Origin of the sequence: Thermococcus sp. (genome assembly GCF_027012695.1) — an archaeon.
Classification (GTDB): Archaea; Methanobacteriota_B; Thermococci; order Thermococcales; family Thermococcaceae; genus Thermococcus.
On record NZ_JALUYR010000146.1, the window covers coordinates 20,350 to 45,349 of the forward strand.

General features: G+C 54.2%; 24 protein-coding genes and 2 pseudogenes. 15 read left to right on the forward strand and 11 right to left on the reverse strand.

The annotated features are described in order from the left end of the window. The first annotated feature begins 2 nt into the window (after positions 1-2). From MV985_RS10020 to MV985_RS10035, 4 genes are all read left to right on the forward strand, one after another. Positions 3-731, forward strand: coding sequence for a CGP-CTERM sorting domain-containing protein (locus MV985_RS10020; protein ID WP_297465890.1), 729 nt, complete (start codon positions 3-5; stop codon positions 729-731). 101 nt (positions 732-832) lie between these two features. Next, the gene (locus MV985_RS10025) at positions 833-1,456 is read left to right on the forward strand and encodes a hypothetical protein (RefSeq protein ID WP_297465892.1); all 624 of its coding nucleotides are present in this window, start codon (positions 833-835) and stop codon (positions 1,454-1,456) included. 100 nt (positions 1,457-1,556) lie between these two features. Beyond that, complete coding sequence (locus MV985_RS10030) at positions 1,557-2,423, forward strand: hypothetical protein (protein ID WP_297465894.1); 867 nt, start codon at positions 1,557-1,559, stop codon at positions 2,421-2,423. 162 nt (positions 2,424-2,585) lie between these two features. Beyond that, a complete protein-coding gene (locus MV985_RS10035; protein WP_297465896.1) occupies positions 2,586-3,224 on the forward strand; it encodes a hypothetical protein in 639 nt (212 codons plus the stop codon). Positions 3,225-3,346: 122 nt separating this feature from the next. On the opposite strand, the gene MV985_RS10040 is transcribed toward MV985_RS10035, so the two are convergent. Beyond that, positions 3,347-3,634, reverse strand: a complete 288-nt coding sequence (locus tag MV985_RS10040; RefSeq protein WP_297465940.1) for a hypothetical protein — start codon at positions 3,632-3,634, stop codon at positions 3,347-3,349. A 184-nt stretch (positions 3,635-3,818) separates the two neighbouring features. On the opposite strand from MV985_RS10040, the gene iorA reads away from it, so the two are divergent. Beyond that, complete coding sequence (iorA, locus tag MV985_RS10045) at positions 3,819-5,735, forward strand: indolepyruvate ferredoxin oxidoreductase subunit alpha (protein ID WP_297465898.1); 1,917 nt, start codon at positions 3,819-3,821, stop codon at positions 5,733-5,735. A gap of 370 nt (positions 5,736-6,105) precedes the next feature. On the opposite strand, the gene MV985_RS10050 is transcribed toward iorA, so the two are convergent. Beyond that, complete coding sequence (locus MV985_RS10050; RefSeq protein WP_297465900.1) at positions 6,106-6,789, reverse strand: DUF4152 family protein; 684 nt, start codon at positions 6,787-6,789, stop codon at positions 6,106-6,108. A gap of 65 nt (positions 6,790-6,854) precedes the next feature. On the opposite strand from MV985_RS10050, the gene MV985_RS10055 reads away from it, so the two are divergent. Then, positions 6,855-7,214: a hypothetical protein gene (locus MV985_RS10055; protein ID WP_297465903.1), complete on the forward strand. Its 360-nt coding sequence runs from the start codon at positions 6,855-6,857 to the stop codon at positions 7,212-7,214. Between the two features lie 21 nt (positions 7,215-7,235). Here the strand turns inward: MV985_RS10055 and MV985_RS10060 are convergent, their stop codons facing one another. After that, a complete protein-coding gene (locus MV985_RS10060; protein ID WP_297465905.1) occupies positions 7,236-7,550 on the reverse strand; it encodes a hypothetical protein in 315 nt (104 codons plus the stop codon). Positions 7,551-7,602: 52 nt separating this feature from the next. Between MV985_RS10060 and MV985_RS10065 the strand changes: the two genes are divergently transcribed. Next, positions 7,603-8,646, forward strand: coding sequence for an AI-2E family transporter (locus tag MV985_RS10065; RefSeq protein ID WP_297465907.1), 1,044 nt, complete (start codon positions 7,603-7,605; stop codon positions 8,644-8,646). On the opposite strand, the gene MV985_RS10070 is transcribed toward MV985_RS10065, so the two are convergent. Together MV985_RS10070 and MV985_RS10075 are read right to left on the reverse strand one after the other, a co-directional pair. Beyond that, the gene (locus MV985_RS10070) at positions 8,582-9,118 is read right to left on the reverse strand and encodes a nicotinamidase (protein WP_297465942.1); all 537 of its coding nucleotides are present in this window, start codon (positions 9,116-9,118) and stop codon (positions 8,582-8,584) included. The genes MV985_RS10065 and MV985_RS10070 overlap by 65 nt on opposite strands. 40 nt (positions 9,119-9,158) lie before the next feature. Beyond that, positions 9,159-9,563: a DUF2240 family protein gene (locus tag MV985_RS10075; protein WP_366085433.1), complete on the reverse strand. Its 405-nt coding sequence runs from the start codon at positions 9,561-9,563 to the stop codon at positions 9,159-9,161. Between the two features lie 42 nt (positions 9,564-9,605). On the opposite strand from MV985_RS10075, the gene MV985_RS10080 reads away from it, so the two are divergent. The 3 genes from MV985_RS10080 to MV985_RS10090 all read left to right on the forward strand — a co-directional run bounded on the left by MV985_RS10080 (position 9,606) and on the right by MV985_RS10090 (position 12,265). Then, entirely contained in the window at positions 9,606-9,998 is a 393-nt protein-coding gene (locus tag MV985_RS10080) for a hotdog domain-containing protein (RefSeq protein ID WP_297465909.1), read from the forward strand. Beyond that, positions 9,991-11,199 carry an MFS transporter gene (locus MV985_RS10085; RefSeq protein WP_297465911.1) on the forward strand — a complete coding sequence of 403 codons (1,209 nt, stop codon included), beginning with the start codon at positions 9,991-9,993 and terminating at the stop codon, positions 11,197-11,199. The genes MV985_RS10080 and MV985_RS10085 overlap by 8 nt, the downstream gene beginning before the upstream one ends. Before the next feature lie 85 nt (positions 11,200-11,284). Beyond that, positions 11,285-12,265 carry an asparaginase gene (locus tag MV985_RS10090; protein ID WP_297465913.1) on the forward strand — a complete coding sequence of 327 codons (981 nt, stop codon included), beginning with the start codon at positions 11,285-11,287 and terminating at the stop codon, positions 12,263-12,265. Here MV985_RS10090 and MV985_RS10095 read toward each other — a convergent pair. Beyond that, on the reverse strand, positions 12,257-12,472 hold the full coding sequence (locus tag MV985_RS10095; RefSeq protein WP_297465945.1) for a hypothetical protein: 216 nt from the start codon (positions 12,470-12,472) through the stop codon (positions 12,257-12,259). The two genes, MV985_RS10090 and MV985_RS10095, sit on opposite strands and share 9 nt — an antisense overlap. Positions 12,473-12,553: 81 nt before the next feature. Between MV985_RS10095 and MV985_RS10100 the strand changes: the two genes are divergently transcribed. Further along, complete coding sequence (locus tag MV985_RS10100) at positions 12,554-14,812, forward strand: PEGA domain-containing protein (protein WP_297465916.1); 2,259 nt, start codon at positions 12,554-12,556, stop codon at positions 14,810-14,812. Here the strand turns inward: MV985_RS10100 and MV985_RS10105 are convergent. The 4 genes from MV985_RS10105 to MV985_RS10120 form a co-directional block, all read right to left on the reverse strand. Beyond that, positions 14,809-15,063 carry a hypothetical protein gene (locus tag MV985_RS10105; protein ID WP_297465947.1) on the reverse strand — a complete coding sequence of 85 codons (255 nt, stop codon included), beginning with the start codon at positions 15,061-15,063 and terminating at the stop codon, positions 14,809-14,811. The genes MV985_RS10100 and MV985_RS10105 overlap by 4 nt on opposite strands. A gap of 50 nt (positions 15,064-15,113) precedes the next feature. Then, positions 15,114-17,336, reverse strand: coding sequence for a DHH family phosphoesterase (locus MV985_RS10110; protein WP_297465949.1), 2,223 nt, complete (start codon positions 17,334-17,336; stop codon positions 15,114-15,116). Between the two features lie 35 nt (positions 17,337-17,371). Then, entirely contained in the window at positions 17,372-18,544 is a 1,173-nt protein-coding gene (locus tag MV985_RS10115) for an MFS transporter (protein WP_297465919.1), read from the reverse strand. Positions 18,545-18,670: 126 nt separating this feature from the next. After that, on the reverse strand, positions 18,671-20,137 hold the full coding sequence (locus tag MV985_RS10120; RefSeq protein WP_297465921.1) for an S-layer protein: 1,467 nt from the start codon (positions 20,135-20,137) through the stop codon (positions 18,671-18,673). 124 nt (positions 20,138-20,261) lie between these two features. Between MV985_RS10120 and MV985_RS10125 the strand changes: the two are divergent. From MV985_RS10125 to MV985_RS10140, 4 genes and pseudogenes are all read left to right on the forward strand, one after another. Then, positions 20,262-21,579 (forward strand): annotated as a pseudogene (locus MV985_RS10125) (transposase). Next, positions 21,567-21,680, forward strand: a pseudogene (locus MV985_RS10130) (DUF2391 domain-containing protein); the annotation flags it as partial. The pseudogenes MV985_RS10125 and MV985_RS10130, both read left to right, overlap by 13 nt. Then, entirely contained in the window at positions 21,681-22,706 is a 1,026-nt protein-coding gene (locus MV985_RS10135; protein WP_297465923.1) for a DUF3226 domain-containing protein, read from the forward strand. It begins immediately after the preceding pseudogene. Between the two features lie 2 nt (positions 22,707-22,708). After that, complete coding sequence (locus MV985_RS10140; RefSeq protein ID WP_297465952.1) at positions 22,709-23,407, forward strand: HAD family hydrolase; 699 nt, start codon at positions 22,709-22,711, stop codon at positions 23,405-23,407. 16 nt (positions 23,408-23,423) lie between these two features. On the opposite strand, the gene MV985_RS10145 is transcribed toward MV985_RS10140, so the two are convergent. After that, on the reverse strand, positions 23,424-25,000 hold a 1,577-nt coding region (locus tag MV985_RS10145; protein WP_297465925.1), incomplete at its 5' end, for a DNA polymerase domain-containing protein.

Below are 25,000 nucleotides of genomic sequence, written 5' to 3' on the forward strand. Positions count from 1 at the left end.
AAATGAAAAGACTCGGCTTGGTAGTTCTTTTCCTTTTACTCCTCCTTCCGCCTGTTAGCGCGGTGAACGTCTGGGAGCACATAAACACCAGCAGGGAAATGTACTTCGTTAAAGTATGGGGTAGATGCAGATGGAAACCGCCCTTTGACCCGTTAAACGACTCCGGAATCGGCCCCGTCAGCATAGGCTACGTCCACAGTAATCCCAGGTACATAACCGTCACTTACTACACCGCTAATGGCTCAGAGTACTGCAAGCACACAGGACATTGCGGCTGGTGGGAAGCTGTAATACCAAAACAAGAGAACCTAACACCCTTTAACTTCTCCATCTGGAACGTCACCAGAGTCATGGAAGAGTATCACTGGGGACTCGAAAACTACCTTCCTAACATAACTGGAAAAGTCACGGACGACTTTGAATGGCCCGAAAAATACTGGGTGAGGAGAGCAGACCTGTGGGAGGTCTGGATAGACGCAAGCGGGTTCCGGGTAACAATATACTCCTTCATCTCAGAGATTGGAGGGTTGGGCTACGTAGTTTTTGAATGCCAGAACCCGGAGAACATGACGTGCAACTGGAACGAGCCAGTAGTAGACATAGAGCTGATGGTACCCCCAACAACCACCACAACAACCACCCCAAAACAGGAAGATAAAGGAACCTGCGGTCCAGGATTGCTAATTAGCCTGATGTTGGTCCCTCTGCTGATAAAACGGGTGAAGAGGTAAGCTGGCCAATGAACCGGCAATCCTCCACTACCCAGAATCCAGCCCAAACGGGCGTTGGATCCTTCATGAAACGCTTTGTAATCTCTTCACTGCTCCTTTTCATGATTTTTGTACCCGCTAGTCCCGCAACGGCCATTAGTCTCTGGGACATGGTGAAGGATAACCAGACCGTTTATCTAGTCTTAATCGAAGGCAAAGGCCCACTTCCGCCCGGGAACCCCTTCAAAAGCCCTGGAATAGAGGAGATACACATAACCTATCCATACAACGAGACCCACGAGAGGGTAGTGTACTGCTACAGCGATGGCATAACTCACGAAAAGATACTCCCCAAGTGTCCAAAGTGCAATCAGATGCCATTCAACATAACATCCTGGAACACCACTAAAATCCTCTCGGAGTACCAATGGGGCCTGGAGAACTACCTGCCCACCCTGTCCAATAACTGGAGTAACCACATTACAGACTGGGTTCTCTTAATGAATAAATCCTCGGTTGTGATATACTTGTACCAGGATTACATCAGCACAAGCGCGTACGTACTCTTCGAGTGTCACGACCCCTCAAACGTAACCTGCGAGTGGAATCCACCAAAACTGAAAATCCCCCCATACCCCACGGCCACCCTTTCCACAAAAACCACAGAACAGGAAGACGAGAAAACCTGCGGGCCGGGTTTGTTAGTTGGCCTAGCGTTACTCCCTGCGCTGTTGGAAGGAGGATAAATGGAAAGGGGTAATACCTACCCACCAGGCAACATACCAAAAACGGGCCCCTACACAGGCGTTGGCTATTACTTAACCGTACGGTGGAGGTGATCTGGGGATGAGAAAAACGTTCCTTGCCCCCTTCATTATCTTTCTCTTGGCCGCCTCATGGGTATTCTGGGAACGGTATGAGATTACCTCCTGCTTCAATACGCCCTCCTGTGTTTTAAACAATGCAGAAGCTACAGAAGGGGTAATCCTCATGCAACACCACGAGAACGAGTGGAGGCTGGCAGTGTATCAGAACGGAAACCTAACACTCCACATCCTCAAACTGAAAGGAAACATAATTCCAGAGGTGGAACACCACGTCAGAAGCGTTAAAACCTACGCCGACTATTCACCCCTCTCATTTGAAGCAAAAAATATTGAGAACCTTGAGCGCGTTAAAGAGGGACTGATAGTAAAATCCAACGGCACGGTAAAGGTCTTTGAAAGAAACTCTCTTGAGGAACTGGTGCAGAATTCTGTCCACTGCCAGAAGTTCATAACCATCTGTCCAAAGTGCAGAGTCACCCTCGGAGAAAGCTGGAAACTCGTGAGACTGGGACACACTAACGTTACAGGGGGCTATCTCGTCTTTCCCTCCGAGGACAAGTGCCTCTCAGCCTTTGTCCTGAAAATCTCACCTCACAACAGCACTCACGACCTCCTAAAAATAGAATATCCCATCGGAATTGTCAATGGTTACGTCCCAAGGCTCAACCTTCCCCAGATTGGAAACACAAGCGTTCCGGCCAACGTTTCCCAGTACTTTGAGTCTGCGTGGGGAATCCTCGTAATGAACAGTGAAATTATCCTTAACCCAGATCCCTGGAGCATCGCCGAGGAGCTAGGAGAATGCAGAACCGTATACAAAATTACAATTCACAACAACGGAACAGTAGAGAAAACAGGATATGGACTACCCTGCTGGGGAAGATAGATATTCACACCAAAAACTCCCTGGGATTACATGCCAAAACCGGCCCGTACACCGGAGTAGGCTACTATCTAAGGGTCAACTGGGGGTGATGCTGTGGGGGTTCGCTTTCCAATTTTTGTTTTTGCCCTACTGCTCTCAGTCCCATTAGTTAAGGGTGTAAGCGTGTGGGAGGGTTTTATTGATAAGCCCGTTTACTACGTCAACATTGAAGGGTACAGTCTCACTGGAGTCCCACCGTGGAATCCCTTCAACGACTCTTCCATAACCTGGATTAACATAGGCTACAAATACAACGAAACCCACACATTCAACAGATATTACGAAGGGGGAAGATGGAAGGAAGGCTTCTTCTCCAAACACGGAAACCCCAAACCATTCAACCTCTCGGACTGGAACCTCTCAATGGTCCTCGAGGAATACCGGTGGGGCGTTGAGAACTACCTGCCAAACATCAGCGGGAAATTCGCCGCTGGAGAGTGGAAAAAGGGTTATTGGAACAGCACCATAGAGAGATGGAACGCAGTAATCACGTCAAACCAAGTGAAAATCACATTAAACACCTTCGCCTGCGGAGGCTCTGGGGAATGCGACGAATACATCACCTTCGAATGCTGGCGGAGTGATGGCAACGTGACCTGCCAGTGGGGAAAACCGGTGTTCAAAACCTACCCCGGGCCTCCCATAGGAACACCACCCCAAAGCACGATAACGTGGAAAAACACGATTTGCAGCCCCGGACTGCTAATCTGGCTGACTCTAATCCCAGCACTGCTCATCGGCAAAAACGGTCCGGAGGAATAAAAGCCTATCCTCGAGTTTTCTCGATCGGATACTTCTTCCCGTTCTTCTCAATCTTCCTCCCAAGCGCTTCACTAAGTCTACCCCAAGTTCGCGGGCGAGCAGGGAGTAAATGACCACATCCGCTAATAAACGTGCGCGTCGGCGTTCCTGAGCAGTTCGAGGAGCTTCAAAAACTCCTCCAGTTCTTCCCTTGAGAAGTGCTTCTCGACGTCGTCATCTGGATTTAGCTTCGCTATGTTCTTCCGTGCCTTCATGAGGTCATCGAGGTCCTCCTGGAGCTCAATCGCCCGCTGGGTGAACTCATAACTCGTGTGCGGGCTCTCGAGGGCCCTCTGCTGGTTGGCGATTACCGCTATCTTGAGGTTCGCTATCGTCTCGTCAATGAGCTCGAGCAGTTCCCCAACCTTCATATTCACCACGACCTTCTATATCGGAGGCAGAGTATTTAAGTTCTCCCGAAAAGAACGCCCAACGAGAGTCACCCGGATAAGAAAAAGGGAAAGGTGCAGTAACTCCGAAAATTTTTCGATTTTTGGAGGGGCTTCTTTGAAGGCAGAGTTTTAACCCTTCGATGGTAGTTTCATCGGTGGTATCATGGAGGAAGTCGGAGCTTACCCTTCTGATTCGACCGGGATGAGAATGGAAAAGCGCGAGAAAAAGCTCCTCATGGGCAACGAGGCCATAGCCTACGGCGCCCTTGAGAGCGGTGTCATTTTTGCAACCGGCTACCCCGGAACGCCTTCAACCGAGGTTATAGAAACCATCGCGAGGCTTAAACCTGAGGTCTTCGCCGAGTGGGCACCGAACGAGAAAGTCGCTCTGGAGGAAGCGGCGGGAGTTGCCTACACCGGGTTGAGGGCTCTCGTCACGATGAAGTGCGTTGGCTTAAACGTTGCCGCTGACCCGCTAATGAGTCTGGCCTATTCAGGTGTAGAGGGCGGTCTTGTAATCCTCGTCGCGGATGACCCCGGGCCACACACCTCTCAAACGGAACAGGACGACCGCTATTATGGAAAGCTCTCCCTCCTGCCTGTTCTCGAACCTGCCGACCCGCAGGAGGCCCACGATTTAATAATCTACGCCTACGAGCTGAGCGAGAAATACAAGGTCCCCGTAATCTTCCGCACGACCACGAGAGTAAACCACACGACGGCCGATGTGGAAGTTGGCGAGTTTGTTGAACTCGATAGAAAGCCGGTCTTTAAGAAGGACATTGAAAGGTACGTCAGGGCCAGCATGGAGGGCAACAGGAAGAGGCACCGCTGGTTGAACGAGACCCTCTCCAAAATCGAGGAGGAGTTCAATGACATGCCCTTCAACTGGGTCGAGGGTAGCGGAAAAATCGGAATAATCGTTGAAGGCGCGCCCTACAACTATGTGCGCGAGGTTCTTCCAAAGCTCAACGCGGACTTTAAGATTCTAAAGCTCTCAACACCGCATCCCCTCCCGAGGAAGCTCGTCATTGACTTCCTGAAAAGTGTGGACTACGCGATAGTGGTCGAGGACGGGGCACCTTTTCTCGAGGAGGAGGTCAAAATAGTTGCTTACGAGGCCGGCTTGAACGTCCCGATATACGGCAAGAGAACAGGCCACCTGCCGCTCGAGGGAGAGCTGACGCCGAGCCTCGTCAGGAACGCGCTCTTAAGGCTCCTCGGAGAGGAAGGCGAAACCTATGAGAAGCCGGAGGAAGTCAAGTATGCTGAAAGACTGGCCCCAAAAAGGCCCCCAGTCATGTGCCCAGGCTGTCCGCACAGGGGAAGCTATAGGGCAGCCCTGGATGCGCTCAGGGATTTAAAGCTCGGGCGCTACTCCGTTCCAATCCACGGTGACATAGGCTGTTACGCTTTATCGCTCCTCCCGCCGCTCGAGGCGATATGGACGGAATACGTAATGGGCGCGAGCATAAGCCTTGCCAACGGTCAGAGCGTCGTCATGGACAAGAAGATAATAGCTACCATAGGAGATTCGACCTTCTTCCACAACGGGATCCAGCCGCTGATTGATGCCGTCTACAAGAACCTCAACGTCCTCGTCATGATACTCGACAACAGAACCACTGCCATGACCGGTCATCAGCCGCACCCTGGAACCGGTGGAAGTGAAACGGGAAGGAAGTTCAACGAGATTGACATAGAGGCGCTGGTTAAAGCACTCGGTGTCAAGTACGTTAAGACAGTTGACCCCTACGACCTCAAGCAGACGAGGGAAGCGATAAAGGAGGCCATGCAGGTGGAGGGGCCTGCAGTCATAATAGCCAGGCAGGAGTGCGTCATTCCCGTGATAAGGCGCGGTGAGATAGGCGAGAAGCCGATAGTCATCGAGGAGGAGTGTACCGGCTGTAAGGCGTGCATACTCCTGACCGGCTGTCCTGCTTTAGTCTACGACCCGGAAAAGAAGAAAGTCCACATAGACGAGCTTCTCTGCACCGGCTGCGGCGTCTGCAACCAGACGTGCCCCTTCGATGCCATAAAGTTCCCTAGCGAGCTGGAAAGAGACCAATACCGGCCGTAGCGTCAGTCTTTTCTTCTTTTCGCTTCCCCTTCACCGGAGATTAAAGCGCGAAGGAGCAGATTATAGACCCCTATCCCGGTGAAACCCAACATAGCTGCTGTGACTCTATCGAAGTGTTCGGTACTCCCAACTAGGAAAACCAAGAGAAACGCAACTATTAGGGTCTTTCTGAATATCCTCCTCCAGCTCTCGGGACGAGATATCCAGGACCCCCAATGTTCCTCGGATCAAAGTAGTCGTGAAAATAATTAAAAGAATTCAAGGCTCCTGATGCCGATGACGCTCAGCTCAAGGAGAATGATGAGGGTATATACCATTGTAACCTCAAACATCTCGATCATAAGGAAACCGATTAATGAGACTTTAAGGTCTATTCTTCCCACACTTCAAGCACCATGTACCTCCTCACGAGCGGGTTCGGATACAGCTCCCAGCCGATTCCTTCCGTTTCAGCCTCAATCTCGCCGAAGAGACCCCCCTCCCTTGGATCGAGGCTTTCTCCTCGGATCTTCCCGGGTCTTATCTCGACGCTCATATACCTCGGAAGGCCAACGATGACCTTTTCCTCTTCCCTGGCGCGATCAATAGCCCACTTAGCGGTGTATATCCCCGAGTATATCTCGGCTATCCTCACCGGAACGCTCGACTTGCCTATCGCTATTATCTCTATTCCCGTTTCCTCCCAGAACTTCTTTGCCAGGGGCTGGAGATCCTTCGCGAGATCCTTCCAGACCTCCTTCCCGCGGTCGGTTATTGTTAAAGCGTCTATCGTCGGTTCGTCGAGCTTCCTGACCTCTATCCCACCTATGGTAGAGTCGAGGTGGATCACTTCCGGCCTGACCTCCCTCGCGAGTTCGATCGCCAGGAGGGCCTCGTCCTTAATGGCCTGCCTTCCGCTCATGTCGTAGTTGAAGGGGTCCGCATATTTTACCCTGCTCAGCGTTGCAGTCCTGTAGGGTTTCTCAACCAGTACCGCGGCAGTCGCTATGAGTCCCATAGGTTCGTAGTTTTCATCCAAAAGTGCACCTCCAGTGTCGGCCGAAACAATCCTCATGGTAATCACCGTTAACGACCAATTACCGATATAGCATCCCGCCGTAACCGTAACGGTGATGGGCGTTGGAACGGAGCGTTTATGAAGCTTTGGGTAGGTACGTTGACGATCTGAGCGAGGCGGTTTTTGTGGGTATCGCGCGGGGAAGGGTGTTTCTGTGCGGAGAAGGGGAGGTCACACCCCGCGACCGACCACCGCTTCTGAACCTGTTCTGGGAGAACGGCAAACTCCACGTGAGCGGGTTCTGGATGGAGTGGGGGATCATGAGGGGGTTCTTCGTCGAGATGAGAGATTGCAGGATGGAGATCCGAGGATGGACGATACACCTCCGTTCATCCTCTGGAGAAAAGGCGATGAAAATCGAGCTCCATGGAAACAAGGGACTGGCCAGAACGCTCGCCGATGCGCTGGGAAGGTGCCTGTAGGGGGTCAGCCGCTGAAACTCATCACCCATCAGGACTCGGCAAACTCATCATCCCCCGGAGTTTCTCAAGCTCCCTCCTCAAAGCCATCGCGTTCTCGGGATTCCCTCTTTCGTATCGGGTGATGATCTCATAGATCTCCGGGTACCTGCTCCTCAGCATGTCGATGAGCTGATTCGTGGGAAGCAGGAGACCGGTATCGCGATAGATGAGGAGCGCCCCCAGGGTGCGAAGCGCGTCCAGGTACGATTCGTACGCCCTCTCCGGGAGTCCTTCTCCGAGGTAGCGATCGCCGAGCTCGATATAACGACGGGCCCTTTGAATTAGCTCATCCTCCATCCTCCCACCTGCAGGGTTTATAAGGGGGAAGTTAATAAACCTGTCGAGGGCCATGAGGGTGGAGCTGTTAGTCTGGGGAACGGTGGTTGCGGCCATACTGTACCTCGCCTGGGAGACCGTCAGACCCCTGGTAACTCCCATATTCTTCGGCGTTATCCTTGCCTACGCCTTCTATCCCGTGCACAGGCGACTCTCGGGGCGGATCGGTGAGAGGTGGTCCGCGGTCGTAATCTCGATCGGCATGGTGGGGATCGGCGGGATCGCCACCTTCGAGCTCGCGATGATCTCGGTTCAGGTCGCGTCCTCCCTTTACCGAAACGTCGTCCAGTTCTTCGACTGGCTCCTGGAACAGCCTCTCCCACCGGAGGTGCTCAACTTCCTCCAGCGCTTTCTCGATCAGCTCATCCCCAGGCTCTCGGAATACATATCCCGGAGTGCGTTCTCGCTCCCCATGTACATCCTCCAGGTCCTGATATTCCTTCTCGCCTTCTACTACACTCTGGCCTACTCACGGGAGATATATCTGCAGATTGTCCTCTCCCTCCCCGAGAAAAACCGTGAACTCGGAGAGGAGATACTGGCGAGCATCAACAAAACACTCGGCGCCCTCGTCAGGGCCTGGCTCGTTCTCAACGTCATTAAGGGACTGCTGATGACCCTGGGTTTCATCATCTTCCGTGTTTCCGATATCTACACCGCCATCGTGGCCGGCTTCCTGACCTTCATCTTCAGCTTCATTCCGCTCTTCGAGGGCTGGATGATATGGCTCATCGCGGCTGCCTATTTCGCCATGAACGGTTCATACCTGCACGCCATAGGCATAGCGCTCTACGGCTTCTTCCTGGTTTCTCCAATGCCCGACTACACGATAAGGCCTATGATGGTGGCGCGGGACACGGAGCTCGACGAGACGCTCGTGTTCATAGGAATGATCGGTGGGACGTGGGCAATGGGAGTTAAGGGCCTCATAATCGGCCCGATAGTCCTCAACCTGCTCCTCGTCCTGCTGAAGGAATGGAAGAAAAGGGTATCTAGAGAATCCTCACTCCAGCGGACTTCATCTCCTCAAGGGCACGCTCCTCGTCCTCAGGCGTAATTCCCTTCACCGCGTCGCTCAGGAGGTATGTCTCAAAGCCGTGCTTAACCGCGTCCAGGGCGGTGGCCTTCACGCAGTACTCGGTTGCCACGCCGCAGATGTAGACCCTCTTCACCCCGTTTTTCCTGAGGATTTCCTCCAAGTCAGTTCCCTCAAAGCCGGAGTAGGCCTCCTTATCGGGCTCGGTGGCCTTGGAGATTATCACCGCATCGGCCGGGAGCTCGACAACGAACTCCGCTCCCGGCGTGTTCTGGACGCAGTGAGCCGGCCAGGGGCCACCTCGCTCCTTGAAGCTGATGTGGTCCGGCGGATGCCAGTCGCGGGTCGCCACTATCAGTGCTCCTCTCTTCCTGAACTCCTCGATGTACTCGTTGCATCTGGGAATTATTTTGTCCCCGTCCGGAACAGGGAGTGCTCCCCCGGGCATGAAATCACGCTGCATGTCAACAACTATCAAAGCCTCCTCGGGCACGGTCATCACCAAATTCGAATTGGACGGGGGGTTAATAACCTTAAACCTCGAGCCGGTTCCGGAACCGGGACATATCAACACCCTTCTCAAGACCGAAGAGGTACGCCAGAATCCTCTCGTCCAGGTCACCGTAGCGCTCACGGAGGGCCTTTACGCCCTCGAGGACCTCAAGCTCCGTCCATCCCAGGGCCCGGGCTATGTGGGAGATCATCTCCCCCAGGAGTTTTTCATTCTTTCGCTCCTCCTCCAGGGCCTCCATCCTCACGACGAGCAGTCCGTCCCTTTCCTCGAGAAGCCCCTCTGCTATCCACTCCTCGATTGATCTCCTCGCCTCGGAGGGGGACATCCTCCCCAGCCTGAAGGAGAGGATCCCGACAAGCTCACTCCTCGTAAACTCCCCCGAGCCCTTAACCCGAACTGCCTCCTCAAGCGGGTGCATTGCCATCAAGCTTTTTTAACAGATCCCCTAAATAAAGGTGGTGGTTGGATGGAGGTCAGAACCCACGGACTGGCGAGCGAGAGACTCGTGGGCAGGCCCCTGAAAGTAGAACCAGGCTACGCGGAAGCCGAGCTTTTAACGACGGAGGAGATGGCCGTCGACGAACACGGCCTCGTCCACGGGGGTTTTACCTTCGGGTTGGCCGATTACGCGGCGATGCTCGCGGTTAACGAACCCACAGTAGTCCTGGGAAAAGCGGAGGTGCGGTTTTTAAAGCCGGTGAAGGCCGGCGACAGGCTGGTGGCAAGGGCACGGATTGTGGACGACCTTGGCAGGAAGAAGGTGGTGGAGGCCGAGGTCTTCAGGGACGGAGAACCGGTCTTTGAGGGCGTTTTCCACTGCTACGTCCCGGAGAGGCACGTACTCGAGCGGGATGGGTAGGGTGGGAAACTTGAAGGGAGAGAAAAACCGTAGAAAACCCCTCGGTGTGGACCGGAACGTCCTTCTCCTCGGGATGGTCAGCCTGCTCAACGACATGAGCAGCGAGATGATAGCCCCCGTGATACCCGGTTATCTCATTGACGTTCTCGGTGCCGGGAAACTTCTCGGCGGCTCCGTGATGGGCGCGATAGAGAGTCTGAGCTCGCTCTTCAAGGTTGTCTTCGGTTACGTCAGTGACCGCTTTAGAAATCGCAAGTCTTTCATCCTCCTCGGGTATGCCCTCTCCACCCTCTCCAGGGGTGCTCTGGCCTTCACCCGCCAGTGGTGGGACTTCCTGCTCCTGAGGGCCCTGGACCGGATGGGCAAGGGGATAAGAACCGCTCCCCGCGACGCGCTCATAGCCGAGTCAAGCGAGGGAGGAAAGACGGGCAGGTCCTTCGGATTTCACAGGATGATGGACACGCTGGGGGCCGTTGCAGGGCCGCTCCTCGCGATAGCGCTCATCGAAATCCTCAGGGGGCTCCCGGAGGAGACGATGTACCGTCGCGTTTTTCTCCTGGCGATGATCCCGGGTCTGCTCTCGCTCCTAGTGATAACCCTCTTCGTGAAGGACAGGGGAGGGGAAGTGAGGAAGAAGATCGAGAGCGTCTCAGCCCTTAAAGACAGGAGGCTCCAGCTCTTTCTCGTGGTGGTGGCGATCGGTGCTCTGGGAAGGTACAGCTACGCCTTCACACTGTGGAAGGCGGGGGAACTCGGCTACACCGTGGTTCAGGGCATAGCCTTTTATTTCATCTTCAACCTCGTCTACGCCCTCGCGTCCTACCCCATCGGGATTTACTCGGACGGTTTTGGGAAGAGAAGGCTGATGACCATCGGTTTTCTCATGGCATCGGCCTCTTCCCTTGCGTTCGCCTACGCCCGGGACTTCGGAACGCTCCTCCTAGCCTTCCTCCTGTATGGTTTCTATACGGCCATTGAGGACACGGTCCCCAGGGCTTACATGGCCGACCTGGCAGGAAAGCACGAGAGGGGAAAGGTAATAGGTGCCTACCACACGGTTTTCGGTGTCTTCGTTTTTCCCGCCTCGGTCATAGCGGGCTGGCTATGGCAGGTTCGCTCCCTCGAGGCGGCCTTCCTCTATTCCGCGGCGATGAACCTCTTGGCCTTTGTCATGATGATCCGATTGGGGCTTGAGGATTGAACATCGTCCAGGTTTTTTCCCGGAATTCGGGCCAAAATTGTCGGAAAGACTAAAAAGCAGCCCGAGTATGGAGAATGGTGGTGACGTGAGGATTCTCATCATAGGCACCGGCGGAACGATAGCGAGCACCAAAACGGAAAGGGGCTACAAGGCCGGCCTCGGAGTTGACGAACTCCTCGAGTTAGCGGGGATAGAGAAGAACGATGGCGTAAGCATCGACTCGTGGGACCTCATGAGACTGGACAGCACTCTAATACAGCCCGAGGACTGGATCACGATCGGGAAGGCCCTTTGGGAGTCGTTGGAGGAATACGACGGAATAGTGATAACCCACGGGACTGACACTTTAGCCTACACCTCCTCCGCCCTGAGCTTCATCGTGAGGAACCCGCCGGTTCCGGTCGTTCTTACCGGATCAATGCTCCCCATAACCGAACCCGGGAGCGACGCGCCAGGGAACCTCAGGACCGCCATAACCTTCGCCTCCAGGGGGATCCCGGGGATCTACGTTGCCTTCAGGAACAAGGTGATGCTCGGGACGAGGGTTTCAAAGGTCCACTCCCTGGGATTAAACGCTTTCCAGAGCATAAACTACCCCGATGTTGCCTACATTCGGGGGGATTCCCTCGTGGTAATGCACCGCCCCTGCCACGGTGGAGAGCCTCTCTTCGACCCGCTGATAGACCCGGACGTTGCCCACATCCGCCTGACCCCGGGCCTTTCACCAGAGGTCTTCCTGGCGGTGGCCGAAAGGACCCATGGGGTGGTACTCGAGGGCTACGGCGCGGGTGGAATACCCTACCGCGGGAGAAACCTCCTCAAGGCGGTTTCGAAGGTCGCCCCGGAGAAGCCCGTAGTGATGACGACCCAGGCCCTCTACGGCGGCGTTGATTTGACCCGCTACGAGGTCGGAAGGAGGGCGCTCGAGGCTGGAGTCATCCCCGCGGGAGACATGACGAAGGAAGCGACCCTCACGAAGCTCATGTACGCCCTCGGTCACACGCAAAAGGTTGAAGAAGTGAGGGAGATAATGGAAAAGAGCCTCGCCTGCGAGAGGTCACGCTGAGAGTTTTTCGAGCTCCTCGTTTCCGATAATGAGGGGTCTTTTTGACTCCATCACGTACTTCAGTTCCCACCTGACCTCTCCCCTGTTCATGAGCTCGGCGTAGCGTCTGGCTTTCCCCTCGGCCTCTTCCATGCTGGAGGCCTCAACGATCCTCCTGACGTACCAGGTTCTATCCCCGAACCGGAGCTTGAACTCGGCCAGGTACACGGACATCACCAAACAATCCTCTCCGGAAGGTTTAAAACCCTAATGGACGAGGGGAACCCATAGAAACAACGGTGATGAGTAATGAGGCCAGTGCGCTCCGTGTCCGTGATGGTAATCCTGCTCGTGGTATTCAGCGGGCTCGTTTCCGGCGGTAGCCTGCACCGGGATGTTAGGGTGGTTGGATACGCGGTGGGAAAAGAAATCCTCATAACCGGGACCATGGTGGAGGGCGATTCCATCTACCTGCTCATGGAGGCGCAAAACGAGGGGGGAGAAACAGCGCACCTGCTGGCTATGATAGACGATAGGCTGGATCTGACCCCGATGGCTTCGTACAGAGAGGTCGGTGGGAACCACTACATAACTCCAATCACCCTCGTCCGGTACGGTAACGGTTTCCTCATTGCGGGCACTCTCCATCCCGGGGACACCGAAAAGCCTGGAGGGGGTTTCTGGATCTCCTTTGTGGACGATAGACTGAACGTTGTCTGGACGAGGGCCTACCTGACAAAATACTCCAGCTCAGTTTTCAGGATAATCCCCGACAGTCGTACCGGAAAGATCCTCTTGGTGGGAGATGGCTGCTTCTACTCCGGTTCCGATGGGTTTCTGGCAGTTTTCGATCCGGAAAAGAAGGATATCGAGAGAATGATCGGGATAGGTGGAATCAACGCGGACGGCGTTTCCACCGTATTGCTGCCTGAAGACGGGACGTACCTCGTGGTCGGCAGCACGTGGAGTATGGGCGACTCCCAGGAGAAACTCTTCCTCCTCAGACTTGACAGGGAGTTCAGGGTTATCTCGTCAAGGGCATTCACTGTCTCAAAAAACGAAAAACCCGTCAAAAGACTTGAACTCAACGGCCTCCACGCGGTTCTGGAGGGGAATCGGGTCAACGTGAGCGGAACCTTTGTGGTGGAGGAATTCCACCCCACGAAGACGATCGTCGTAAACTCCGGGATCTGGCGGGCAGAATTTGACCGGGATCTGAAGCCCGTGGAGTATCGTTTTGAAACGACGACCCTCAACTCGAGTCCCATTGAACTTGGGAGTCCCGCCTGGATCTTCAGGAGAAGAGGAGATCTCATCCTTTCGAGCGTTAACCTGCGGTATCCGATGGTTATGGTTGGAAGGTTTGGAAGGGATTCCATCAGGGGAGAACTCATCGGCGTCCCCTATCCCGCGGGGGCCTACTACTACCTCACCTATCCCCTCACCGCGGTTTTCAGGAAAGAATCCCTAACGGTCCTCCTCCAGGCGAGAAGGTTCTCGGACAGAAATTTCCGCGTCTATTCCAATTCGATGGTTGCCGTTGACGTGCCCTATGAGAGACTAGACAATCTGAGCGTGCTGAAGGAGTACTATCTCTACGGGGGCAACGTTACCATCAAACTCCATCCCTGGAACGTCTCCCTTGATGATGCGAGTGACATCGTTCGGAGGGACCTATCCTACGGGATACGACTCGTTGATGTCAGACCGAAGTCCGTCAGTCTGAAACTGCTTCGCCGGAGCGCCTTTCCGAAGATAATCTACCTCAAAAAGCCCCGACCGGTAGGGGAGCTGAAGGTGTACCTAGGAAAGGGGTTTATTGATATAAATCCCCTGAGGATATACCTGGACGGAAGGGAGATTAGTCCTGACGAGTGGTACGTCCTCCCCGCGGGAAACCACACCCTAACCGTCAGGAGACCCGGTTTCATTCCCTACACGGAGAAAATTGAGGTTAAGCCCAACGCAGCTCATCACCGGAACCTGGAATACGTCGGGTTCCTCGATCTGAGCGTGGTTCCCGGGGACGCAAACCTCACGATAGGGGGAAGGTTTTACGATCTCAACAGCACCAACGGCTCCATCAGGATGATACTGTCTCCCTGCAGGTGCAACATAACGGTCCGGAGGAAGGGATACCTCCCCTACTCTGGAGAGGTCATTCTAATGCCCGGTCAGTACGTAACCAGAAAGATCGTACTCAAGCCCCGGCCGGGAAACCTCCTTGTTGAGAGCAGTCCACGGGCGATAATCTGGGTGAACGGATCCGCCTGGGGACTAACACCCGGAAACATAACCCTGCCACCCGGGGAGTACAGGATAACGCTCACGAGGGAGGGATACGCGAACTATTCCACCAGGATAAACCTGGACCCGGGAGACTCCCGGTGGCTGAACGTAACCCTCCAGCCGGTTCAGACGGTTTCGAACGAAACCACCGGTTATCAGAAAACTTCCACAGAAAGAACCCCGAAACCTGGGCGGAAAAAGGGGAAAAGCGTCTGCGGTCCGGCCATCATGGCGCTCCTGGCAACTTCTGTGGCGCTGCTCCGGAGGGACGGATCTTAGGGCTCGGCCGCAAGGTAAATCCCATCCCGTTCGAAGGCTTCGAAGACCTTTCCCCCATCCTTTGTTTTTAGCTCGACGAGAACCTTTGAGGGCGGTCTATCAACCTCCGCCTCAACCCGGTGGTTGCTCAGAGCCTGTATAAAGGCATCCCCAAGCCTCTCGAACTCAAAAACCAGCGCATCGTCCTCCCATCTATAGCCGCGGTAGGTAACGCCGCCCATTCTAAAGGTCACTTCAAGAACAACTTTCATTCTCATTCCTCCGCTGGAGGTTTCTCACGGGGGGTTAAAAAGGTTGGGGGTTATGCCCTCCTCAATTTTACGACCTGTTTGGCAAACTCCTCCAGAACCTCCTTCCTCATGCCCTCGAAGAACTTAATCGAGCCCGCGTAGCTGTGGCCGCCGCCCTCTATTCCGGCACTCGGAAGGGCCTCCTGGAGCTTTGGAATTATCTCGTTGAGGTCGAAGCCGTAGGCTGCCATGCCCTCGCTGGCCCTCACAACGGCGAAGTCCGGGCCGTAGGCGAGCGTTAAGATGGGCGCGTCCTCGCCGTACTTCTCCTTGAAGTGGTCGTGGATGAGTCCGCTCAACTTGCCCGGACTCGGATAGCTGAACTTCGGGGCGAACAGCTCTATGTCTATCGTGTTGAACCTTATGCCGTTGGGCAGGACTACGCTCTTGACGTGCGGTAGCGAGGCCCTCAAAGCCTTCTCCTGCTTCTCCCTGACCTCCGGGTAGACCGCGTTGATAAGCTCGCGGTGTCTCTGGAGGTTGCCCGTGAGGAGGAGTATCTCGTCGATGATGCCGTGCCCGTCCATGAACTTCCAGTAGAAGGCCTCGTGATCTATCACCTCGGCTATCTTCTTGAGGTCCTCCTCGGTCAGGCCCTTGGACTTCTTCGCTATCTCAAGGTACTGCTGGAACTCTGGAGCCTTGCTCCTGTCGCCGGTTCCGGCTATTGCAGGGAGGTGCTTGATTTTGTCCTCCACCTCGGGGTTTATGAAGCGCGCCACCTCGGTCGCGAGCATTCCAGCGGTGAGCTCGTAGTAGCCGCGCTTGACGTGGTGCGGGTTGACGTGCACATCTACGTAGTCGTCGACCTTAGCTTTATCCTCACTAATCCACTCCCTTGGATCGTGGTGGTCTATCACCACAATTGGAACGCCATAAGCTTTAATGCGCTTGTAGGCCGGGATGTCCTCGCTCGTCCCGCCGTTATCCACTATAACCACCAGAGGCAGCGGGTCTCCGTACTTCTCGTGATCCTCGACCATGAAGATTATGTCCTTGAGGACATCCTCAAGCTCGTAGAAGGGCGCCCTGCTCGGCCTCCTCTTGAAGAGCTTCCACCTGGCCTGGGGATCGGGGGAGATGCCCTCTATCAGGGGCACGATGGCGTACTCAAGGGCTAAACCGGAGGTGTAGCCATCCGCATCCGAGTGGTGCCTGAGGAGTATGGGCCTGCCCTCGTATATCGCGCGCCTTATCATGAATGCAGCCTTCATTATCTTCGGCTTCAGCTTCTCTAGGACCTCGCTCTCAACGAGGAAGCCAACATCTTTAGGCTGCGCCCTCCTGTCGAGCTCCTCCTCTATCCTCCTCTTAACCTCGGCAGCCTCCGGTCCCCAGAGCCTTGTCATGTCGCTTGCCTCGATCTGGATCTCGCCGGAGTGGAAGGCGACCTTGCCTATGACCTCAACGATGTCTCCCACCTGTATGTTGGGATAGGCCCTTACTCCAGGGGCCTCAAACGCGGCAACCCATGTGATCCCGGTTCCATCGGTTATCGTGAAGACCGTCGGACCGCCGGTGACCTGTATCTGCGTCACCTTACCGCGCAATCTGATCGTTTTGCCCGCCATGTCCTCGCTCAGATCCTTTATGAGGGTCACGGGGAGTTCCTTCTTCACCACGACCTCCTTGTAGTGTCTGAGGGCCGATTCTATGAGGTCTATCTCGCGCTTGTCCGGCCTCACGTCGAGAACCTGAACGAGTATCTCATCCCCCGGCCTGTACTCCCTTCCTCCCAGGAGGTCCTTCCGCTTTATCAGACCGGTAACGTGCGGGTTGAGCCTGACGAAAACTCCAAAGCGCTCCACCCTATCGATTGTACCCTTGTAGATGCTCCCTATCTCAACGTCCTCGTAGTCGCAGGTCTTGTCGAGAACGTAGACGACCTTGTACTTCCTGAGGCAGTCCGGGCAGACCCACGTCGTTTCCATACCCGGTTCCCAGGGTTCCTTGATGCGGCCGCAGATGTCACAGGCCAGGACGCGACCGGTCCCAGCGCAGGTCGGACAGGTGTCGTAAACCGGAACGGTCCCCCTGCCGTGACACTCAGGACAGGGGATTTCATCGACCTCGTCCTCAACGCCCAGGTGATCCAGGTTTCGGTAGCCCTTCAGCTTGTCCCCTACCTTGAAATCAGCGGGAACGTAGCCCCAGCCCTCGCAGACGGGGCACTCCTTCTCCCCCACCTTAACCTTCCCGGTTCCGTGGCACTCGGGACAGTCCTTGACGACCATGAGCATCACCCCAGAATCCTCTCACCGGAGAACCCTTAAGCCCGGAACAACTTATAACCTTTTGTCCCCCCAAAGAAGGCCCAGAAGACGGCCATCGACAGGGCATAGAGCAGGGCCGTTATCAGGAAGGGCCACGTTAGCGAGACGTCGAAGAGTCTTCCCCCAAGGTACTGGCCGAGGCCAAAGGTGGCCGTCCAGGAGAGGCTGTTGAGGGCCATCGCCGTCGAACGCTCCTCCTTCTCAAAGAAGCCCATCATGAAGGAGTTCCATATCGGGTTCACGATGTTCATCAGTATCGTCCTCACCGTGTAAATCAGAGCCGCGATGTAGAAGGTAGGCGAGAAGGGCATAGCCGCTATGAGCAGGCTCGCGCTCCCGTTGAAGGACACTATCGTCTTAACGCTTCCCAACCTGTCCGCTATGGCTGGAAGGAGGAAGGTTCCGAGGCCCATTATGAACTGCTGAACCGCGAAGAGCCAGCCTATGCTTTCGAGGCTCGTGCCAAAGCGCTGATTGAACCAGAGGCCGACGTAGGGGATGGCAATTCCAGCGCCAAGGCCGATGAGAACACTCGGAAGGGCGAAGCGGCCTATCCTCACGATGAGTCCGCGGTCGATTCTCGGGAACTTCTCCGAGTCGGCAAGCACTGACTTAACCAGGGCCACCAGGAGGAGCCTCACCGGGATTATCAAGAGGACGAGGGCGAAAACCTCGCGGTAGGTCAGATACCGGGGGAGAAAGCCCGCAAGGACCAATCCCACGGCGGAACCGATTGTCCCAACAGCAGAGGAGAGGCTGAAGAGGTAGTGTCTCCTATCATCGCTCACCTCCCCGCTGAGGAGGGCCATAAAAGAGGGTCCCTCGAAGGCCATCCCTATTCCGAGAAGGACGCCGCCGAGGGCGAGAAAGACCAGCTGGGGGTATAGAACCTGGATGAGCCTGCCGAGGAAGATGAGGGAAACGCCGAGGAGGACAGCCCGTTTATAGCCGAGCCTGGCCCCCAGCGGGCCTGAGAAGAGCAGAACCGAGGCCTGGGCAAGCGTTGAGAGCGAGAAGACGGTTCCAATGCCGGAGTAGCTGTAGCCCAGGGATTTGAGGTAGAAGGGGAAGATGAACCAGGCTATGTTGCCCCCGAGCCAGGAGACGAAGGAATAGGCAACGAGAAGCCATGCGTCCCTGCCGAAGCCCCGATAGTTCTGCAGCGACATGAACGTTTAGATGTCCATCGAGTATATAAGGTTAACCGAAAAGCTTATCAAATCCACAGAAAACCTACGGCGAATCCAATAAGGGGTTCAATAAGAGGCTAAAAACCAAAGGGGATAAAATAAGCCTCACAGACTCTTCATGAACTCGTCAACTGCTTTCCTCGTCTCGGAGTAGGTTTTTCCTGCCAGTATAATGACCTTGTACCTGGGATTCGATGGGTTGTCGAGAATCTTGACGACGTAGCCCCTGCTCATTACCTCCTTCTTGATGTTCTCCACCGTCTTCTCCCCGTATACCTTTTCGAGTAGGTCCCAGGCCCTGTTGCTGATCCATCCTCCTACGATGATGACGTTCCTGTTGGCCGGAATGGATTTGAGGGCGGTATCGTTGATTATGAAAGAGTAGACGTCGTCGGTGGCCTGAACCCTTGGGGCCGTTATCGAAACGACCTTTGATATCATCACTGTGCGGACAAACCTGTATGCTTTCACACCCGTGATCTTCCCGTCCTTGTTCCTGATGAAGAGGGGCTCAAGGGCCAGTCCCCAGTCCGTTGGAAGCTCCAGTCTCTTGCCTGCCCCAACGAACACCCTGTGGAAGCCGGCACTGGTGTTGACGTGGAGGTAGAGGATGAAAAGGTTCTCCGCGGGGTCAATGTCCCACACCCACTGGCCCCTGTAAACCTCGCCGTCCTGGTACTGTCTGACCTTCTCGTAATACCAGTAATCGTATATCACAGAACGGGTTCCTCCGATGCCCACGAAAAAGTCCTTGGGGGTGAATACGAAGAGGTTCTTGACTCCCGTCTCAAGGAGCTCCCGTATCCTGGTCTCGGGGTAGCTGTCAAAGGGCTCAAAGTCCTCGTTACCCCTGGAGTCAACGTACATAATATAGTAACGCCCTTCCTCCATCAGCTTCTGTCTTAGCTCGCCGCTCGGGTAGTGGATGTCAACGAGCATCTCCCTCTGGTTTAGGTTGATGTCCTGGAACTCGATGGCCCAGTCCCCGACGGTGAGCGTGTCCCCGATCGCGCCCGAGGCGTCCTTAACCTCGGTGTAGGAGTAGAAGTACATCGTATCCTTCCCGTCAACGATGGTTGAAACCACCTTGTAGTCACCGCCGATGTCCAGGGGGGTGGTGTTTTCGTTGAAGATTATCTCAACGCTCCTGTCCAGGAACTCAGCGGCCCTCTTGGTCGAGTTGAAGTAAACGCGAGAGAAGTTGACCTGGATGACGATGGCCCTTCCAACTGGCTCATCGCTGACGTTTATCCCCACGTCAGGCATGTCCCTCCTGTTGAGCCTGTAGGTCTGGTTCTCGTCCGCTACTGGAACGCTGTGGTACTCCACGGGGACCGAGACCTTCGAGGTGTAGGTGCCGGTTGTGATTCCCTGAAGAACCAGGAAGGCACCGAGCCTGGAACCGGTTATAGCGTCCTCCCCGATGTGGAGGGGGGTGCCATTAACTATCTTTGTCGTGGGAAGAACTATGATGGTGTTGGCCGAGTTGATAGGGGGAAGGGCTGCTCCATAGGGGGCCAGTAGAAGTCCTGTCAGGAAGAAACCCAGTACCAGCGCCAGAACCTTTCTCATCGTTAATCACCGCTTTAGAATTGGACCGAAACTTTATAACTTTTCCCGGGAAGGGTGGGACGCGATGATGAGTGAATCCAATGCTGACGGGATGATGAACCCCGAACCTGAGCGCGAAGAAGAGATGATGTTACTTCAACCCAGTAAAGAACAAGAAAAAACACTCGTCCAGTTAGCCGATACCGGAGCCAAAATCTGGAATCGAGTGAAGTATCTAAGACGACAAGAATTTTTTGAAGACAAACCAATAGACTTCAACAAGACTGAAAAGATAGTTTACAGGGAATTCAAAAAGGAAATCGGCTCGGCAACCGTTCAACAAATAGCCAGAAAGAACGCCGAAGCCTGGCGATCATTCTTCTCCCTCTTAAGGAGTAAGCGGAATGGTGAAATGCCAGAATGGCTCAAACCAAAACCACCACACTATCTCAAAAAAGACGGGATGAGAAAACCATTAATCGTCCTCAGAAACGACCAGTACAAGATTGAGGGGAATACGCTCATTCTAAAAGGCCGTGGCAAGTTCAAACGCTTGGAAATCCAGTTTAAAGGCAGAATACACTTGACGGGGAAGCAGGGGAGGTTAGAAATCACTTATGACCCCATTAAGCGGAAATGGTATGGTCACGTTAGCTTCACGGTGAATGAGAAACTAATCAAGGGCGAGTGGGTGAGCGTTCCAAAACAACTCTTGGAAAACCTTTCAGCCGGGATAGACTTGGGAGTAAACAACCCAATGGCTATCTATGTCGGGAATGAAGAAAGCCTCCTCGTGAACGGGAGACCGTTAAAAGCCATTGCCTTTTACTGGCGGAAGAGGATTGCGGAGTACCAGTCCAAACTCAACAAGAGTGGTGTTAAAACGAGTAGGAAACTCAGAAAACTGCACGAGAAGGCTAAACTACAAGCGAGACACTACATTAACACGGCGGTAAGACAAACCCTCGAAAGACTGTATCACCTGGGAGTTTCGAGAATTGTAGTCGGCTATCCCGAGGGCATCAGTAGGAATTCCGATAGGGGAGCGAGGCAGAATTTCATTCTTTCCCACGTTTGGAGGTTTAATTACATTATTAAACGTCTCAAGGAAGTTGCTGAAGAGTATGGTATCCTCGTTGAAGTCGTTGACGAGGCTTTCACGTCTAAAACCTGCCCTGTCTGCGGGAAGCCTCACTATGGGGCTCGCTTCGTTCGTGGGTTATTTAAGTGTCCCGCAACGGGGATTATCTTCAATGCGGATTTAGTTGGTGCTTTTAATATTTTAAAGAAGGCCGTAAAAACCATAACCCCGAGTCTGAGCGGTCTTTACGCTCAGAGGAGGGGTAACGGGGGGGAAGGCCCTCCCTGAGGGGCTGAAAGCCCACTTTGATTTGGGCTTTAGTGAAGCATTCGTTGGAACCCTCGCCGTTCACGGCGGGGAGGAGGTCAGATCTACGGCATAAACAACGTTGCGGACTTCACTCCCCTCCAGTACGTGAACGCTATGGTCATAACGAGCACCTTCGCGGTAATAGGGGCGATAGCTGTGGACATGGTGAGATGAATGGAGCTGGTAACCGGCCGGAGATGGGAGGCCTTCGCTAAGGAGGGAGCCCTTCTTTTCCCGGAGTATGGCAAGAACCGCGATGAGCTGCTGGGGCTAGCGGAGTCCCTGGAGGGAAAGGAGACGGTCGTAACTTCAAGCCTCGAGCTGATTGATTTAATCGCCCGGAGATTCCGAAAAGGCGAGGAGAACACCCTGGTTTATTCCGACACCGGAAAGACCCTAACTCTCAAGGAAGTCTATGAGCTGAGGAAGTACCTCGACTTCGACGTCAGAGGTGGGTTTTCTCAGGAGGAGGCGAGAACATCGGTGCTCTTCGTGGAGGGGAAAACCGACGCGAAGTTCTTCAAAGCGGTTTTCAAAAAGCTCTTCGAGTTCAAGGAGAGCAGAAAAGCCCCTGGGAGTTTAAGGTTCATAGAGAGCGTTTTTGAGCGCGACAACTTCGACCTCCTAAAGAGAGAAAGTGACGGCCACTACTTGGCTGTTATCCCAAGCGAGGGGAACTCAGGGGTTATTAGAAACCTCGGAAACTTCCTTAAGGCTATGGACGTCTTTGGATTCGCAGTTGAAAGGCTCGGTGTTGCCGTTGATGTTGACGAGAGCAGGGAAAATGCCCTCGCCTCGATAACCGGAAAGCTCTCCGGATTCCGGCACGAGAAAACGAAGTTCGGCTACCGCGTCGGTGAAACGGAGGTGGTCCCTCTCATAATCGGCCTGCCCTTCAAGGACGAGCTCATAGACTGGAAGAAGCCGACAGTTGAGGATTTGATGCTCCATCTCATAGCGAGGGGAGGCCTCCTTGATAAGATAAAGCCCGGTCTCAAAGCCCTCAACGAGAGCCTTGGAAGAAAGCTCAAGCCGAAGGAGGTTATGTATTTAGCTCTCTCAGCCTATGGGCACTGGGGAAATCTTGAGGGGTTCTACGAGCTCTTCGTCATGCGCTCTAGGTTTAGAAACCTTAAGGCCGTTCTGCGGGAGGCAAAGCTTATGGAATCCCTCCAGCACCTCGCGGGGTGGGAGAGGTGAGGGTGAAGCTGGTTTCATTTGACGTCTGGAACACGCTCCTCGACATAGGGGTCATGCTCTCCTTCCTCTCAAAGGGCCTTGGGGAGGTAACCGGAATAGAGGAAGAAGAAACGGCAGGGGGAGTTTCCCTCGCACGGGAGAGAATAAAAGGGATGCGCTCCAAGGGGACAGGAAATCCGGAAAGGGCCCTGGAGGAGAGCCAGGAACTTCTGGCGGAGCTCCTTGGAATAAACGTTGAGCTCGTTAAGAGAGCCACCGCGAGGGCAGTTCTACGGGTCGGGGACGAGATAGTCCTGCCGGGAGCGAAGGAGGCTTTGGAAGGCGTTAAGCGGAAAGACTTAAAGGTCACCGTCACGGGCAACGTGATGTTCTGGCCGGGTTCTTACACGAGGCTTCTGCTTGAAAGGTTTGGCCTTATGGACCACATCGACAAGACCTTCTTCGCGGACGAGGTTAAAGCGTTCAAGCCCATGAGGGAGATGTTCGAGAAGCCTCTGAAGGCCTTCAACGTGAGACCTGAGGAGGCCATACACATTGGCGATACCTACGCGGAGGACTTTGAAGGCGCTTTAAAGGCCGGCCTCTGGGCGGTCTGGATAAACCCAAAAGCGGAAGGTGTTAGGAGAATCCACGAGCGGGGCTTTGAGGTGCCGAGTGTCGGGGGGATTCTGGAAGTGCTTGAGGAAATAGAAAAAAGCTAGCGAATGAGCTTGGCGTTCACTTCTTCCCCATTTTAAGCCACGCGCCAAGCCCCACCTGTCTCGTCTTCTGATACTTCAAATCCTCCTTCTTGTAGCCGAAGGCCTTGAGGATTCTCTCCACTGCCGGCAGAACCTGGTTCTCGATGTAATACTCGGCATCATAGCGGTGCTTCGTTGGGTCGAACTCATTGAAGGGAATGGATCTATCCCCTATCCTGCCGGAGCCTTTCAGGACGATGTAGCTGATAACCGTCCCCGGACGGATTTTGACCCCCTTCGCGGCTAGCCTTTTGGCGACTGCCACGTGGGGACCGGTGGCTTTGTAGTCCCTCAGATCGCGGGTTATCTGCTCGTATATAACCAGTTTTTCGGGCGGAACCTCATACTTGCTCAGCTCTTCCGTTACTTCTTTTACTATCCTCACAGCTTTTTCAACATCACCGTGCTTGAGTATGGCCTCCAGAACTCTTGCCTGGGTTTCCTTGGCTATCTGGCTCCAGTCCCTCCTGACGATTTCAAGGCCCCTTGTGATTATCTTGCCCTCCTCATCTATCAGGGCGTACTTCTTCTTCGTCACGAAAAAGCCTCTAATGTAGAATCCCTCATATTCGAGTTCGAGCAGACCGGGCAGTTTGGAGTTGATGTACTTGAGGAACTCCATCGCCTTCTTTTTGACCGTTTCGGCATCTGCCCCTGGAATCGTTGCAAAAAAGCCATCGGTGTTGTGAACGAGTATCCCGTTGGCGAAGAATCTGTGGGTCCCCTCAACCTCGATGTCATAAACGTAGCCGTCATAGTGTATTTCTTCAATCCTCGATGGATTCCTGAGCCTGACTTCCTGCAAATCGCGGGATGTAATGGTTATCAGTTTCATGTCTGGAGTTTTGAGGATATCAACGGGTTTTATCCCCAAGTATTCTCCATTTAGGTAGCCAATGAGCGAGTGATCCTCCGTAACATCCAGATACCAACTGTTGGTCAGCCAGACGCGGTAAATTTTTTTGTCGGTCCTGTGCCTCATGATGTACGGAACCCTCTTCCACACGAGCCTGCCTCGGTTGTCCAGCGTCAGCGCCTCGACGCCTTCAAGGGTACAGTACTCCTTTTCACCAATCCTGTAATCAACGCGCTGGAAGAGTTTTTCGATTGGAAGGAACTCAACTTTACCGTTTCTCCTGATGATGACCTCAGTATTACCGGTGACGCTGTCGGCATACAATACTTTAAAGCCAAATTTCTCCTCTATTTCTCTTATCGTGGTCTCTATGTACTCCCTGCCCCAGGCAGTAACGCTCTCGGCGCACTCCCTGCAATACCAGCGAGCCTTTGCGTAGCCGTAGTAGCCGTAGAAGCTATTTGCAAGGATTTTAATGGCCCGCTGCCTGTAATCAAGGAGCTTCTTCTCAACGGGGTCTATAGTTGCCTTCATCTTCCTCTTTATCTTCTGCCTCTCCTCCAGAAGGTCCCCGAGAAGGCTTGGAATGAATCCCGGAAAGTCCTTGCAGAACTTATGGCCCACCTGCGGTGCCACGTCGTATTCCTTACAGCCTTCCCTGTTGAGGGTGTCGGGCGAAACGTTGTGGGTGATTATTA